This window comes from Pseudomonas sp. B21-009 (genome assembly GCF_024749345.1).
Taxonomy (GTDB): Bacteria; Pseudomonadota; Gammaproteobacteria; order Pseudomonadales; family Pseudomonadaceae; genus Aquipseudomonas.
Genome location: NZ_CP087199.1, coordinates 1145187 through 1159812 on the forward strand (window position 1 = coordinate 1145187; position 14626 = coordinate 1159812).

Here is a 14626-nt window from a genome sequence, read left to right on the forward strand (position 1 = left end):
GCAGCTCAGTTCAGGGCTCAGGCCGCTTTGGCCGCCTGCTGGCTCAGCGAACGGTTCAGTGCACTGAACAGCGCCTTGAAGCTCGCGGTGGTGATGTTTTCATCGATACCCACGCCGTGCACCGGACGACCACCGGCCACGCGCAGTTCGATGTAGGCCGCGGCCTTGGCGTTGGTGCCGGCGCCGATGGCGTGCTCGTTGTAGTCCATGATCTCGACGGCGATCGGCAAGCCGGCCACCAGGGCTTCAAGGGCGCCGTTGCCCTTGCCGCGCCAGTGCAGGGTGGTTTCGCCTTCACCGGCAACTTCCACTTCCACCGCGCTGTGGCCGTTCTCTTCCTGCAGGCGATGGCTGACCAGCGCGTACGGCGCGTTGGCCTGCAGGTACTCGCGGTGCAACAGCGAGTGGATCTGCTGGGCGGTCATCTCCAGGCCCAGGCGGTCGGTTTCACCCTGAACCACCTGGCTGAACTCGATCTGCATGCGCCGTGGCAGGCTGATGCCGTATTCCTGTTCGAGCAGGTAGGTGATACCGCCTTTGCCCGACTGGCTGTTGACGCGAATCACTGCCTCGTAGCTGCGGCCGATGTCGGCCGGGTCGATCGGCAGGTACGGCACTTCCCACTTGTCATCGTCTTTCTGCTGGGTGAAGCCTTTGCGGATGGCGTCCTGGTGCGAGCCGGAGAATGCGGTGTGAACCAGGTCGCCGACATACGGATGACGCGGGTGCACCGGAATCTGGTTGCACTCCTCGACCACCTTGCGCACGCCGTCGATGTCGGAGAAATCCAGCTCGGGGTCGATGCCCTGGGTGTAGAGGTTCAATGCCAGGGTCACCAGGTCGACGTTGCCGGTACGCTCGCCGTTGCCGAACAGGCAGCCCTCGACACGGTCGGCGCCGGCCATCAGGCCCAGCTCGGTGGCGGCCACGCCAGTGCCACGGTCGTTGTGGGTGTGCAGGCTGATGATCACGCTGTCGCGGCGGTTGACGTTGCGGCCGAACCATTCGATCTGGTCGGCATAGATGTTCGGCGTCGAGACTTCGACGGTGGCCGGCAGGTTGAGGATGATCTTGTGTTCAGGCGTTGGGTTCCACACCTCGATCACTGCATCGCAGACTTCCTTGGCGAACTCGAGCTCGGTGGCGCTGAAGGTCTCCGGTGAGTACTGGAAGGTCCACTGGGTTTGTGGCTGCTGGGCGGCATATTTGACGAAGAGCTTGGCCGCGTTCACCGCGATGTCCTTGACGCCTTGCTTGTCCTGGTTGAAGACGATGCGGCGGAACGACGGGCTGGTGGCGTTGTACAGGTGGACGATGGCTTTTTTCGCCCCGCGCAGCGATTCGAAAGTGCGCGCGATCAGGTCTTCACGGGCCTGGGTCAGCACCTGGATGGTGGTGTCGTCCGGGATGTGGCCATCTTCGATCAGGGTGCGAACGAAGTCGAAGTCGGTTTGCGAAGCGGACGGGAACGAGGCTTCGATTTCTTTTACGCCAACGCTGACCAGGGTCTTCCAGAAGCGCAGTTTCTTTGCCGCATCCATGGGCTCGATCAACGACTGGTTGCCATCACGCAGGTCCGAGCTGCACCAGATCGGCGCCTGGGTAATGGTCTTCGAAGGCCAGGTGCGGTCCGCCAGGTTGACGGTCGCGAAGGCGCTGTATTTTTTCGAAGGGTCTTTGAGCATGGTCATGAAAGCAATCCTTGAATGTGCGGCCTTGAAAGGGGCCCGCCGAACGAAAACGAGATGAAAAGGCGAGGCGACGCGATTCAGCTTGGTAGTCGTGCACTGACCAGGCAGAGGCTGCGGTGTTGACGAAGCAGGATGAGGGTCTGAAAGGTTTTCATGGCTTCAACCCTAACCAGTGGGGTTAAAGATGGCAAGCCTTGCGAGAAAATTGAGACAAATGCTCAAAAAATGCAAATTGTCGATATTTTATGGCGCTGCATGAACAAAAAGACCGCGCCAGTTGCGCGGTCTTTTTGAATGGCGCAAGCCAGGCCTCAGGGCTGGAAAGCGCCGATGAAGATCGCCGGATCGACCCGCGCATCATTGAGGCTGACGTTCCAGTGCATATGCGGGCCGGTGGCGCGGCCGGTCGCGCCGACGCGGCCAACCACGGCGCCGCGGCTCAGTTGCTGGCCGGGCTTCACGTCGATCTTCGACATGTGGCAGAACATGCTGATAAAGCCCTGGCCGTGGTCGACAAACACGGTGTTGCCGTTGAAGAAGTAATTGCCGATGAGGATTACCTTGCCGTTGGCCGGGGTCTTGATCGGCGTGCCGGCGGGTACGGCGAAATCCAGGCCGGCGTGCGGGTTGCGTTCTTCGCCATTGAAGAAGCGGCGCACGCCGAACTTGCTCGACAGCGGGCCGTTGACCGGCTTGTCGAGGATCAGGTTGCTCGGCAGGGTGGGGCTGAAGCTGCGGTAGGCCTTGATCTGCTCGGCCAGCTCGGCGTCGATGCGCTTGAGGTCGGCAGGGTCCGGGTTGACCTGGCGTTTGTTCTTCAAGGTGATGCGCTGTTCCGGGTACTTCTTGCTGCCCACATTGAAGCTAAGGGTACGGCTGCCCTGGGTGAGCTGCGCGGTGCCGGGCTTTTGCGTCAGTGGCAGGCCGACGATGGCCAGCCAGGTGTCCTGTTCCCTGACCACCAGCACGGGCTTGCCATCAAAGCGCGCGCTGGGTGGCGTGGCGGCCGGGCCCAGGTCGACGACGGCGACGCCGCCGGGTACCGGCTTGTTCAGTTGGCGGGTGATGTAGCTGGCCTGGGCGCTGCTGGCGAACACCAGGCACAGGAGCAACAGCGGGGCAAATAGACGCGGCATGGTTCAGTCCAGTAAAGAGAGCGTGACCGGGGTCAGGTGGTTGTCTTCGACCCGCACCAGCAACTCGCCCTCGCCCAGGCGGGCGGTCAGGCGCTGGCCGTTGTGGGTCTGGGCGGCGTTGTGGATGGCCTGGCCGCGCTCGTCGAGCAAGATGCTGTAGCCACGGCCGAGGGTCGCCAGCGGGCTGACCACGTGCAGGGTCTGGACCTGCGCCTGCAGGCGCTGGCGGCGGTCCTTGAGGGTTTCGCGCATGGCTCGCGGCAGGCGTTCGGCGAGGCTGTCCAGGCGCTGCTTGAGCAGCGCCAGAGTGCGTCCGGGGTGTTGCGCGGCCAGGCGCGTGTCCAGGCGTGCGAGGCGCTCGCGTCGCTGGTTCAGGCGCTGCTCGAAGGCGCGGCGCAGGCGCATGTCCAGGTCGTCGAGGCGCTGGGCCTGCTGGCGCAGGCGCTCGCCCGGGTGGCGCAGGCGCCGGGTCAGGCTGTCCAGGCGCAGGCGATCGTGCATCAGACGGCTCTGGATGCGTAGCAGCAGGCGGCGCTTGAGGCTGTCGATGCGCCGTTGCAGGTCGCTGCTGTCCGGGGCCAGCAGTTCGGCGGCGGCAGACGGCGTCGGGGCGCGCACGTCAGCGACGAAGTCACTGATCGAGACGTCGGTTTCATGGCCGACGGCGCTGACGATCGGCGTCTGGCAGGCGGCGATGGCGCGGGCCACGGCTTCTTCGTTGAAGCACCAGAGGTCTTCCAGCGAGCCGCCACCGCGGGCCAGGATCAGCGCGTCGAAGCCGCGACTGTCGGCCAGTTGCAGGGCGCGGACAATCTGGTTGATGGCTTCGCGGCCTTGCACGGCAGTGGGGATCAGGGTCAGCTCGACCTGCGGCGCACGGCGGCGGAACACGCTGATGATGTCGCGGATCACCGCGCCGGTGGGCGAGCTGACGATGCCAATGCGCTGCGGGTGAGCGGGCAGGGCGCGTTTGTTTTCGGCACTGAACAGGCCTTCGGCGCCGAGCTTTTCCTTCAGCGCTTCGAAGGCCAGGCGCAGGGCGCCGTCACCGGCCGGCTCGACAGTATCGAGGATCAGTTGATAGTCGCCACGGCCCTCGAACAGCGAGACCTTGCCGCGCACCTTGACCGCCAGACCATCGCGCAGGGCCTGGCGCACCCGCGCGGCGTTCTGGCGGAACAATGCGCAGCGCACCTGGGCACCGCTGTCCTTGAGGGTGAAGTAGACATGACCGGAGGCCGGGCGGGCGAGGTTGGAGATCTCGCCTTCGACCCAGACATTGCGGAACACGTCTTCCAGCAGCACCCGGGCGCGGCCGTTGAGTTGGCTGACGGTCAGGACTTCGCGGTCCAGGCCGAGTCTTTCGAAGGGGTCTTTGATCATGGGCTGCATCATAAAGGAATGTTGCACAGGTGTCGGCATGTAGGAGCGGGCTTGCCCCGCGATGCGATCTGGCTGACCGTACCTGATCGCGGGGCAAGCCCGCTCCTACCGGTCCTGCATGCAGTTCAAGAATCCTTGCACCAGCGCTCCGGCATCGCGCCGATACGCCAGCGCCACGGTGCTGTTGCAGTCTTCATCGGCCAGTGTCACGAACTTCACCGTCGCCGGCGCAAGGTCCTGCATGCAGCGCGGTAGCAACGCCACCCCGAACCCGGCCTGGATCAGCTGCAGTTGTGTGGTTTTGCGCGACACCACCCGCGCAGCCCGGGGGAAGAAGCCTTCACGCGAACACAGCTGAGCAGACAGGTAGCTCAAGCCGCCACGCTGACGGTGAGGGATGGAGATAAAGGCTTCTTCATGCAACTGCGCCAGGTGCACGCTGCTTTCCCCGGCCAGCCGATGATCCTGAGCCACTGCCAGTAGCAAGGGTTCCTCGAACAGCGCCTGCACACATACGTCTTCGTGCTGACGCAGCACCGGCAGGCGCAGCAGGCCCACTTCCAGGCGACCTTCGGCCAGTTCCTCAAGCTGCGCCTCGGAGGATTGCTGGGCGATTTCCATGGACACCCCCGGGTTGTCATGCAGATAGCCACTGAGCCGCGCCAGCAACTGCCCGCTCAGCGGCACGGTGCTCGAGTGACTCAGGCGCAGGCTGCCGCGCACGCCCTGGCCGACCTCACGGGCCAGGCGCTGGGCCTTTTCCAGGTCCACCAGCAAGGTCCGCGCCCGCGGCAAAAAGGCCTGGCCCGCAGCGGTGAGGCGCGGCTGGCGGGCGGTGCGCTCGAACAGCAGGGTCTCGAGTTGCGACTCCAGCTCCTTCACTTGCCGGCTCAGCGCCGACTGGGCGATGAACAGCCGCTCGGCCGCAGCACTGAAGCTGCCGCTCTCGGCAATTTCGACGAAATAACGCAACTGGCGGGTGGAGATCATTGCAGCTATGCCGTTTCAAGATGACTGACTAGGTAATTGCATATTAGTCGGCATGGCTAGTGGCTGGCTAAAGTTTCCACACCTCCACTGGTGAAGACCGTCATGCTTTCCACCCTGTTTGCCCAATTACCGTTTACCCCGCTCGACTGGTTGCCGATCCTGCTGGGTATTGGCGCCGCCTATGTCGTCTTCGGCATCGCCGGCTTCGGTACCGCGCTGGTGGCCGGCCCGGTGCTGATCAACTTCATGCCGCTGTCGCGGATCATTCCGTTGCTGGTGCTGCTGGATTTCGTCGCCGCCTTCGGCAACTGGCTGCCAGCGCGCAAAGCCGTGGCGCGCCCGGAGCTGATGCGCCTGCTGCCATGCATGGCGCTGGGCTGCACCTTTGGCGTGGTGTTTCTGCTCAACCTCAAGTCCGACGTGTTGCTGTTATTGATGGGGCTGTTTATCAGCGCTTATGCCCTCTACAGCCTGGCGGTGAAGGTCAGGCCGGCGCAGCTGTCGGCGGCCTGGTCGGTGCCGATGGGTACGGCGGGCGGCCTGTTCGGTGCCTTGTTCGGCAGCGGCGGCTTTCTCTATGCGCTCTACCTCAACGCCCGGTTGCCCTCCAAGGAGCAGGCGCGGGCCACCCAGAGCGCGCTGATCAGTTGCAGCACCGTGGTACGCCTGAGCCTGTTCCTGATCGCTGGCGTATATGCCGACCTGCCGCTGTTGCTACTGGCCCTGTGCCTGGCGCCGATGATGCTGGGCGGTGTGTACCTGGGCCGGCGCCTGACCCTGAATATGTCGCGTGAGACCTTCGTGCGCCTGGTCACCTGGCTGGTGCTGGCCAGCGGCATTGCCCTGATCGGCCGCTACCTGAGTGAGGTAAACTGGCATCTTTGAACCTGTTTGGCCGCTGTGATGACAAACCAGAGCATTATTGTCCCGAAGATTTCCACCGTCCCCGTCCATGAGGCCCGCGCCCGGGCGATCCTGCGCTGGCTGGTGCGCGAGAAAGTCATCGAGGAGCAACTGAGCACCTGTGGCAGCACCGGCAACCGCATGGCCTATGCCATCGCCGAGGGCGCGCGCAAGGTGGTCGAGCGGCCCGAACTGCTGCCGTTCGGGCAACCGGTCAACGGCCTCGAGGTCATTACCAAGCGCTGCATCTATACCCCCACCGATGGCTTTCTCGAAGAAGCCGGCTGCGCCGAGTGCCGCAAGGAAGTCGGCGTGGCGCTGTTCGAGAGCCTGGAAGACTGGATGCCCGGGCGCACGGAAAACTTCGTTTGCCCGCTGTGCGGCCATGAAGACGACATCAACGGCTTTCTGTTCCTGCAACCCTGTGCGTTTTCCAACCTCGGTTTCATCTTCAATAACTGGACTGCGGCGGGGTTCAGGCAGGGTTTTCTGGATAACTTCGCCGATTGGCTGGACCAGCCGGTGGCCGTGGTGCAGGTAAGCCGCGAAGGTAACTGACCGAAGGCCCATCTTTGCATTGAGCGAAGGGCACTGGATGAGTATAATGGCGCGCTTCCATTTTTCCCGCCCGGGAGCCCCCGCGATGCTGCGTATCAGCCAAGAAGCCCTGACCTTCGACGACATTCTCCTAGTGCCTGGTTATTCAGAGGTGCTACCCAATGAAGTCAGTCTCAAGACCCGTTTGACCCGTGGCATCGAGCTGAATATTCCGTTGGTTTCCGCCGCCATGGATACCGTGACCGAAGCCCGCCTGGCCATTGCCATGGCCCAGGAAGGCGGCATCGGCATCATCCACAAGAACATGACCATCGAGCAGCAGGCTGCCGAAGTGCGCAAGGTCAAGAAGTTCGAGGCTGGCGTGGTCAAGGACCCGATCACCATCGAGGCTGACGCCACGGTCCGTGACCTGTTCGAACTGACCCGGCTGAACAACATCTCCGGCGTTCCGGTGCTGCACAATGGCGACCTGGTCGGCATCGTCACCTCCCGCGACGTGCGCTTCGAAAACCGCCTGGACGCCACCGTCCGTGAAGTGATGACGCCTAAAGAGCGCCTGGTCACGGTCAAGGAAGGCGCCGACAAGAACGAAGCCCGCGAGTTGCTGCACAAGCACCGCATCGAGCGCGTACTGATCGTCGACGACAAATTTGCCCTCAAGGGCATGATGACCGTCAACGACATCGAAAAAGCCAAGGCCTACCCGCTGGCCAGCAAGGACGACCAAGGTCGCCTGCGCGTCGGTGCCGCGGTCGGTACCGGCAAAGACACCGGTGATCGCGTGTCGGCACTGGTTGCCGCCGGCGTTGACGTGGTGGTGGTCGACACCGCTCACGGTCACTCCAAAGGCGTGATCGATCGCGTTCGCTGGGTAAAAGAGAACTTCCCGCAGGTTCAGGTCATCGGCGGCAACATCGCCACCGGCGCTGCTGCCAAGGCCCTGGCCGAAGCCGGCGCTGACGCCGTCAAGGTCGGTATCGGCCCGGGCTCGATCTGCACCACGCGTATCGTCGCCGGTGTCGGCGTGCCGCAGATCAGCGCCATCGCCAATGTTGCCGCGGCCCTCGAAGGCACCGGCATCCCGCTGATCGCCGATGGCGGTATCCGCTTCTCCGGTGACCTGTCCAAGGCCATCGTAGCCGGTGCCTCGGCAGTGATGATGGGTTCGATGTTCGCCGGTACCGAAGAGGCCCCGGGCGAGATCGAGCTGTTCCAGGGCCGTTCCTACAAGGCTTACCGCGGCATGGGCTCGCTGGGCGCCATGTCCCAGGCCCAGGGTTCTTCCGACCGTTACTTCCAGGACTCTTCGGCCGGTGCCGAGAAGCTGGTTCCGGAAGGTATCGAAGGCCGTGTGCCCTACAAGGGCACCCTGACCGCGATCATCCACCAGCTGATGGGCGGCCTGCGTTCCTCGATGGGTTACACCGGCAGCGCCAACATCGAAGAAATGCGCACCAAGCCCGAATTCGTGCGCATCACCGGTGCCGGCATGGCCGAGTCCCACGTGCATGACGTACAGATCACCAAAGAAGCGCCAAACTATCGGGTCGGCTAACGCCTCCAGCGGCAAGTGACAAGCTTCTAGCTCCAAGCGGTAGTTGCTCTGCAGCGGCTACCGCGTAATTCCCGAACAACTTGCGGCTTGCAGCGTGAAGCTTGCAGCTGCATCAGAGATTGAGTCATGGCCCTCGACATTCACGCTCACCGCATCCTGATCCTCGACTTCGGTTCCCAGTACACCCAGCTGATCGCTCGCCGCGTGCGCGAAATCGGCGTGTACTGCGAACTGCACCCGTTCGACATGGACGATGAAGCGATTCGCGAATTCGCCCCGCGCGGCATCATCCTCGCCGGCGGCCCCGAGTCCGTGCACGAAGCCAACAGCCCACGCGCGCCACAGGCGGTCTGGGACCTGGGCGTACCGGTATTCGGTATCTGCTACGGCATGCAGACCATGGCCGAACAGCTGGGCGGCAAGGTTGAAGGTTCCGAGCTGCGTGAGTTCGGTTATGCCCGCGTCGACGTAGTCGGCAAGAGCCGCCTGCTCGACGGCATCGAAGACCACGTTGACGCCGATGGCGTGTTCGGTCTGGATGTGTGGATGAGCCACGGTGACAAGGTCACCCGCATCCCGGAAGAATTCCACATCCTGGCCAGCACCCCGAGCTGCCCGATCGCCGGCATGGCCGACGACACCCGTGGCTACTACGGCGTGCAGTTCCACCCGGAAGTGACCCATACCAAGCAGGGCGGTCGCATTCTCTCGCGCTTCATCCTCGACATCTGCGGTTGCGAAGCGCTGTGGACCCCGTCGCACATTGCTGAAGACGCCATTGCCCAGATCCGCGCCCAGGTCGGCAGCGACAACGTCCTGCTCGGCCTGTCCGGCGGCGTTGACTCCTCGGTGGTTGCAGCGCTGCTGCACAAGGCCATCGGCGACCAGCTGACCTGCGTATTCGTCGACAACGGCCTGCTGCGCCTGCACGAAGGCGAGCAAGTGATGGCCATGTTCGCCGAGAACATGGGCGTCAAGGTAATCCGCGCCAACGCCGAAGAGCAGTTCCTCGGCAACCTGGCCGGCGAAGCCGACCCCGAGAAGAAGCGCAAGATCATCGGCCGCACCTTCATCGACGTGTTCGATGCCGAGTCGAGCAAGCTGCACAACATCAAGTACCTGGCCCAGGGCACCATCTACCCGGACGTGATCGAGTCGGCTGGCGCCAAGAGCGGCAAGGCCCACGTGATCAAGTCGCACCACAACGTCGGTGGCCTGCCGGAAGAGATGAACCTCAAGCTGGTCGAGCCGCTGCGCGAGCTGTTCAAGGACGAGGTTCGTCGCCTTGGCCTGGAGCTGGGCCTGCCGTACGACATGGTCTACCGTCACCCGTTCCCGGGCCCGGGCCTGGGCGTGCGCATCCTCGGTGAAGTGAAGAAGGAATACGCCGACCTGCTGCGTCGCGCCGACCACATCTTCATTGAAGAACTGCGCAAGGCCGACTGGTACCACAAGGTCAGCCAGGCCTTCGTGGTGTTCCAGCCGGTGAAATCGGTCGGTGTGGTTGGTGACGGCCGCCGTTACGCCTGGGTCGTGGCCTTGCGTGCGGTCGAGACCATCGACTTCATGACTGCGCGTTGGGCGCACCTGCCTTACGAGCTGCTGGAAACCGTCAGCGGCCGGATCATCAACGAGATCGAAGGCATCTCCCGCGTCACCTACGACGTGTCGAGCAAGCCGCCAGCGACCATCGAGTGGGAATGATCCCGCTGCGTGAACCGCTGTAGCGCTTGAAGCAAACGCCCCGACTTGTCGGGGCGTTTGTTTTTTCAGGCCTCGGTCAGCCCCATGAGCTTGAGCGCCGTGGCCAGTTCGCGCAGGTCGTTGAAGCGCCGCTTGTGGACGCGCGGCCAGGAGGGTCGGTCGATTGAGACATGGTCCTCGGTAACGCGAATAACGGTGCGTACGATCGAACGGTCGTTGCTGCGATGGAACAGCAGGGTTTGCTCGCCCTGGCGTTCGATCAGGAACATACCGGTCCGCGGCAGGCGAGTTTCGTGGGTAGCCACTACATCAGCAGGCCAGGAGCCCGTAGTTACCATTCGCAAGACCAGGTCGTTCTTGACGAAGCGTGGTGGCTCGCTTTTGGAAAGCTCGCCAAACCTGCCTTCATCGACAAACAGGCCGACGGTGGTCCCTGCCTCGGCATCGGCTACCCGCAGGCCTATTGCCTGGTTCAACTCGCTGAGCCCTGGCACCTGCTCGAAGGTGTTGGCGTGGGACTCTCCTACCAGCGCAATCCAGCGCCCCGGGCTTTGCTGTTCTACAGCACTGATGATTGAAGTGGCATAGCGATTCATCATTTCGACGCGCAGGGTTCCCTCCAGGTCCACCAGGCCCGTCTGACGGTAGCTGGCCATGCAGTCGATTGCCTGGATGCGCAAGTGGTTGCGCTGGGCGGCCTTGACCAGGTTGAGGAAAGTGAACTGGCCTGACGGGTCGGTTCCGAATCCGCTATCAAGGCTTTCCAGGTATTTGCTCAAACCCTTGGGCATTTTCCCTGTGCGCATGAAAGTATCCAGGTCGGCCTGATGGAAGTCGGTCAGTAAATGCTCCATGTACAGCGTGCGGACTTTTTGCTTGGCAAGTAGCTCCATGTTCTCGATCAGGAACTTCTTGCTCGCAATCGAGCTGTGACGCTCGCCAATCACCAGCCCCTCGGCGCGCTGAAAAACCTCCTGGATAATTGACTTGGGCGTACTGCTTGCCGGTAGCGATGGGATCTCTACCCGGGGCGGCACCTGCACCGTACGAAGGTACGTGCGGCTTTCCTCTGCCAACTGCTCGCGTATCCGGATGAAAGATCTGCCCGCTGCGTTGAGCTCGGGATCATTCATTACGACGTAGCCTTCGAGCAACTTATCGCCCGGCATGTTGGCGGCGCTTTGCAGTTTTGCGCGCAATTCGACGGGTACTTCGTAAGGCGACGGGGGCAGTACGACGGGGGTTGGCGCTACGGTGCTCGAGCCCCAGGGATGTTTGCTCCAGAACTTGCCCCCCCCTTGCAGGCCGGGCTTGGGCAGCAGTTCCCACTGGCCATTGGCGTTGAGCCTCACGGGCTGGCTGCGGTAGAACGCGTACGGGTTCTGTTCATCGATGATCACCCAGGTTTTCATTTCGCCAACGTAGCGAACCGCATAAGGATCCCCGTTGAGGGTGATGTAGGTCTGGCCATCGAGCAGATAGGTGCCGCGCAGGTTGCCTTCCAGTTGTGGGCGTTGCCCATCGACAATCACGTTGGCAATCGGCCGCTCCAGGGGCAGATCGATTATCTCTGGCAGGGGACGGGCTTCACTGGCGAAGGGCGGTCGAGGTGTGCGTATGCCGCTGGCGCTGCGTTCGGCTTCAAGTGGATCAACTACTTCAGCGACTTCGGCGGCTGCGCCGGCGCCAAATACTAGGGTGGCGTCGAAGGCGGCACTGACGGCGCTGACGATGGCGCCAGTGACACCGGCCTTGCGTTCTGCGGTGGTGTCGCCGTTCACCGCCTGGTCGATGTTCAGTCCCAGGCTGGCCAGGTCCGCGCCGACCACCGCCAATGCTACTGGCCAGCACATCGCACCGATGACACCAAAGGTGTTGGTAAAGGCATTGAGATACCCGATCCACATCTGTTTGCGCAGTTCGCTGTTCGAGCGCAGTGCCGTATCAGCGTCGGCATACATGCGTTCGCGGGCCTGGTCGCGCAGGTAGCTGAACAGATCTCCGGCGATTGGCCGGTCGAGTTGATTGATCAACGAATGGTCAGCATGGCCGTAACTGGTTACCAGTAGCTCGATAAGGCTGTTCAGGCCGACGCCCGAGCCCCGTGGCGGGTGGACCGACAACGGGAAGTGCGATTCGAAGCGCGCCCGGCTGGCCAGGTCGGTACAGGCCTGTTGCAGCACCCAGATGTGCAGGTCGTTGTTGGTTTCGAAGCTGTGCAGGGCGGTTGTTTCTCCGGGCATATAGACAAACTGATGACCTTCAGGGGAGACAATGCGCACGATGTCGCTGGCCAGGTAGCCGCCTATGTCGAAGGTCCGAACACTCCAGCCCTGCGCCGCCTGCACCTGATCTGCCAGTTGCTTGCGGGTGATCGGGGCACGCAAGTCGCCTGCCACTGCCTTGAAGATCGCCTGGCAGTGCTGCGGGTACAGCACGCCGCTTTGATAGTCCTCATACGCCTTGGCGAGGAAGTTGACCTTGGCCATCAGGCGAAAATCATCGGCATGGGCTTGCCAGAAGGCATCGAGCCGGTGGTTGAACAGCGTGCTGAAATCGATCTGCCAGAACTCATTGAGTACATCCTGGCCCAGCATGCGAATTTCATTGGTTTCGTTGAAAACCGGGCTGTGTGGCCCGGCTCGGTAAAAGCCACCGTTCTGTTGCAGCAGATCGCTGTTGTCCTGGTCGTGGCTGTTGAAACGGCGCATGACCAACTGTGGCAAGGTCATCGATTCAAGCGGTGGGCCGTAATGCTCCCAGCCGGTGAAGCTTCGAGTACTGCTCACCGCACCAGCGAAGCGGTGCCAGTAAATGGTGTCTGGCTCTGGAGTCTGTCCGGTGTGCTTGAGCAGCAAGTTGCGGGCAACTTCACGGGCCATTTCCCACATGTCGGGGCATTGAGTCACCAGGGTCGAGGCGATGGTGTCGAGCGCTTGCTTCTGGCCTTGGCTGGAGGCCAGCGAATCGGAATGGACATTTAATTGATAGGGCATGTGCATCTCCTTGCAGATGAATGCCCATTTAGAAAGCCTGCGTCATACCTGCTGCCATAGGTATTTGTTGTTACAACGAAATGGATTTTTCTGACGTTACACTGAGGCGTTTCCCTGTCTAGCGGATGGCCGCCGGGAATACTTATGTAGTACCGCTGGCATCGACGCACGACCCAGGCTGAGGGTTTCTTGTGCAACGGAACTCATGTCATGGAACATTCGCAACCTGATGATCAGTCCACCCTGCAACTGGCGGCGGTTCGTGCGTCGCTGCGCCAGCTTGCCGAAACGGTGGTCAATGCCTTCCCGGACCTGCATGCCCGCGCCGGCGACGCAGCGGCGCAACTGCTGGCCACACAAGCCAACCTGCACGCTGATCCGGACAGGATCTACTGGAACCGTTTCTCTCACGCTGCCAGCAACAGCCGCAGCTTTACAGGCTGGGAGCACTATGGAACACCTGATCAGTCCTTGACCTTGACCGAACTGGTCATGCGCCGCTTTCGCGTCAGTGACCAGGACAATGCCGACCTGCTGCTGTTGTACGGCGGTTTCTACACCGAGGGGGCAGAGGCGAGGCGCTTCGATGAAAGCAATGAAGTGCGGCTGGACCCGCAAAAGGTCCTCAACGCCTTGTGGGAGATGGACTTTGGCGCCAGGTTCCAGCGCCAGCGAACGGCGTTCTGGGTCGAGCACGGTGCTGATGTGCGCGCGCTCAGCAAGCTCACTTACCTCGCGCAGGCACTGCAGGCTGGCCTCGGTGGGCAACTGAACGAGCAGCAGTTGCAACTGGTGTTCGACGCTGTCGGCTTTGACAGCAGCGTTGCTGCCCATCTGCAGCATTTTGAACAAGTACAGCAACCTGCTGCCGGCATTCAGCTTGCGACCTTGAGCCTGGCCGGGCAGGCGTCGTCGGCGCTGGTGTGGTTGCAGGGGCCGGGGGCGCAGCATGTGCTCTATATGCCCGGTGCGGTGCCGTCGTTCCAGGCTTTCAGTAGCCAGCAGGAGCTGGCCGAATGGCTGTTTGGCTGGCTGCAGGTGGCCGTCAGCCGCGAGCAATTGTTGGCTTATTTCGTCAGTGATGCGCAGCAGGTGCAGAGGTTGCGTGAGCAACTCGCCGCTTGGGCGCAAGGCTCGGTCGAGGCTTTTGCCGCTCAGGTACAGCGTGCGCCGATCAACGGCGAGGTCTTCACCTGGATGCGCGACAACGCCCGGCAGCACATGGAACTTGAAACCGATGCGGCCCTGCGTACCAATGCTGAACTGCGTGCGCAATTGTGGGTGGGTTACCTGGGCGTGGCCTCGCGCCTGCTGGGCGCCGTAGCGCCGGCGGGTTGGCCGTTGGCGTTGCTGGCGGTGGCAACGGGCACTGCCAGCCTTGCCTTGAACGTCGAGCAGGCGGTCGATGGCGACAATCCCGTGGAGCGGCGGGCGGGTGTGCTTGGGGCGATTCTTGCCGGTGTCGAGGTCTTGCTCAACCTGCCATTCCTGCTACCGCTGGGGCGTGGCGTGGCGCGGCGCAAGCGCTGGGCCAGCTTGAAAGCAACCAGATCATTGACGTACCCGAGGCTTTCAGCGGCATCAAACGAGGTGTCAGTACCCTGGCTGATGGCGCCCAGTACATCGAGCTTGAGGGCGTGCCCTATCGGGTTCGATATGACCAGGCCTTGCGTACCTGGCTGATTGTTCCTGATGACAATCCCTTTGCGT

The 14626-nt window shown here is 62.4% G+C and carries 10 protein-coding genes; 5 read left to right on the forward strand and 5 right to left on the reverse strand.

The genetic code is table 11. The features are described 5' to 3' along the window. Positions 1–17: 17 nt before the first annotated feature. The 4 genes from leuA to LOY34_RS05225 form a co-directional block, all read right to left on the reverse strand. Complete coding sequence (gene leuA / locus LOY34_RS05210) at positions 18–1691, reverse strand: 2-isopropylmalate synthase (RefSeq protein ID WP_258664332.1); 1674 nt, start codon at positions 1689–1691, stop codon at positions 18–20. A gap of 311 nt (positions 1692–2002) precedes the next feature. Beyond that, positions 2003–2827, reverse strand: a complete 825-nt coding sequence (locus LOY34_RS05215) for a M23 family metallopeptidase (RefSeq protein ID WP_093387011.1) — start codon at positions 2825–2827, stop codon at positions 2003–2005. 3 nt (positions 2828–2830) lie between these two features. Next, complete coding sequence (xseA, locus tag LOY34_RS05220) at positions 2831–4210, reverse strand: exodeoxyribonuclease VII large subunit (RefSeq protein WP_195885764.1); 1380 nt, start codon at positions 4208–4210, stop codon at positions 2831–2833. Positions 4211–4315: 105 nt separating this feature from the next. Next, positions 4316–5200: a LysR family transcriptional regulator gene (locus LOY34_RS05225; RefSeq protein ID WP_195885765.1), complete on the reverse strand. Its 885-nt coding sequence runs from the start codon at positions 5198–5200 to the stop codon at positions 4316–4318. A 114-nt stretch (positions 5201–5314) separates the two neighbouring features. Between LOY34_RS05225 and LOY34_RS05230 the strand changes: the two genes are divergently transcribed. The 4 genes from LOY34_RS05230 to guaA all read left to right on the forward strand — a co-directional run bounded on the left by LOY34_RS05230 (position 5315) and on the right by guaA (position 9920). Next, entirely contained in the window at positions 5315–6085 is a 771-nt protein-coding gene (locus tag LOY34_RS05230) for a sulfite exporter TauE/SafE family protein (protein ID WP_195885955.1), read from the forward strand. 18 nt (positions 6086–6103) lie between these two features. Beyond that, a complete protein-coding gene (locus LOY34_RS05235) occupies positions 6104–6661 on the forward strand; it encodes a sugar ABC transporter ATPase (protein WP_195885766.1) in 558 nt (185 codons plus the stop codon). Positions 6662–6746: 85 nt separating this feature from the next. Next, positions 6747–8216 (forward strand): IMP dehydrogenase, encoded by a 1470-nt coding sequence (gene guaB, locus LOY34_RS05240; RefSeq protein ID WP_045196472.1) that lies wholly within the window; start codon positions 6747–6749, stop codon positions 8214–8216. A gap of 126 nt (positions 8217–8342) precedes the next feature. Next, positions 8343–9920: a glutamine-hydrolyzing GMP synthase gene (guaA, locus tag LOY34_RS05245; RefSeq protein WP_045196475.1), complete on the forward strand. Its 1578-nt coding sequence runs from the start codon at positions 8343–8345 to the stop codon at positions 9918–9920. Between the two features lie 65 nt (positions 9921–9985). Here the strand turns inward: guaA and LOY34_RS05250 are convergent, their stop codons facing one another. Further along, complete coding sequence (locus tag LOY34_RS05250; protein ID WP_195885767.1) at positions 9986–12916, reverse strand: membrane-targeted effector domain-containing toxin; 2931 nt, start codon at positions 12914–12916, stop codon at positions 9986–9988. A 210-nt stretch (positions 12917–13126) separates the two neighbouring features. Here LOY34_RS05250 and LOY34_RS05255 point away from each other — a divergent pair, with 210 nt between their 5' ends. Beyond that, positions 13127–14599 carry a dermonecrotic toxin domain-containing protein gene (locus tag LOY34_RS05255; protein WP_258664334.1) on the forward strand — a complete coding sequence of 491 codons (1473 nt, stop codon included), beginning with the start codon at positions 13127–13129 and terminating at the stop codon, positions 14597–14599. Positions 14600–14626: the final 27 nt, after the last annotated feature.

What these genes read in the sequence shown, in the direction of transcription:
- guaA (WP_045196475.1), top strand. Translation starts at nt 8,343, where the DNA reads ATGGCCCTCGACATTCACGCTCACCGCATCCTGATCCTCGACTTCGGT.
- LOY34_RS05250 (WP_195885767.1), bottom strand. Translation starts at nt 12,916, where the DNA reads ATGCCCTATCAATTAAATGTCCATTCCGATTCGCTGGCCTCCAGCCAA.
- guaB (WP_045196472.1), top strand. Translation starts at nt 6,747, where the DNA reads ATGCTGCGTATCAGCCAAGAAGCCCTGACCTTCGACGACATTCTCCTA.
- xseA (WP_195885764.1), bottom strand. Translation starts at nt 4,210, where the DNA reads ATGATCAAAGACCCCTTCGAAAGACTCGGCCTGGACCGCGAAGTCCTG.
- LOY34_RS05225 (WP_195885765.1), bottom strand. Translation starts at nt 5,200, where the DNA reads ATGATCTCCACCCGCCAGTTGCGTTATTTCGTCGAAATTGCCGAGAGC.
- leuA (WP_258664332.1), bottom strand. Translation starts at nt 1,691, where the DNA reads ATGACCATGCTCAAAGACCCTTCGAAAAAATACAGCGCCTTCGCGACC.
- LOY34_RS05255 (WP_258664334.1), top strand. Translation starts at nt 13,127, where the DNA reads ATGGAACATTCGCAACCTGATGATCAGTCCACCCTGCAACTGGCGGCG.
- LOY34_RS05215 (WP_093387011.1), bottom strand. Translation starts at nt 2,827, where the DNA reads ATGCCGCGTCTATTTGCCCCGCTGTTGCTCCTGTGCCTGGTGTTCGCC.
- LOY34_RS05235 (WP_195885766.1), top strand. Translation starts at nt 6,104, where the DNA reads ATGACAAACCAGAGCATTATTGTCCCGAAGATTTCCACCGTCCCCGTC.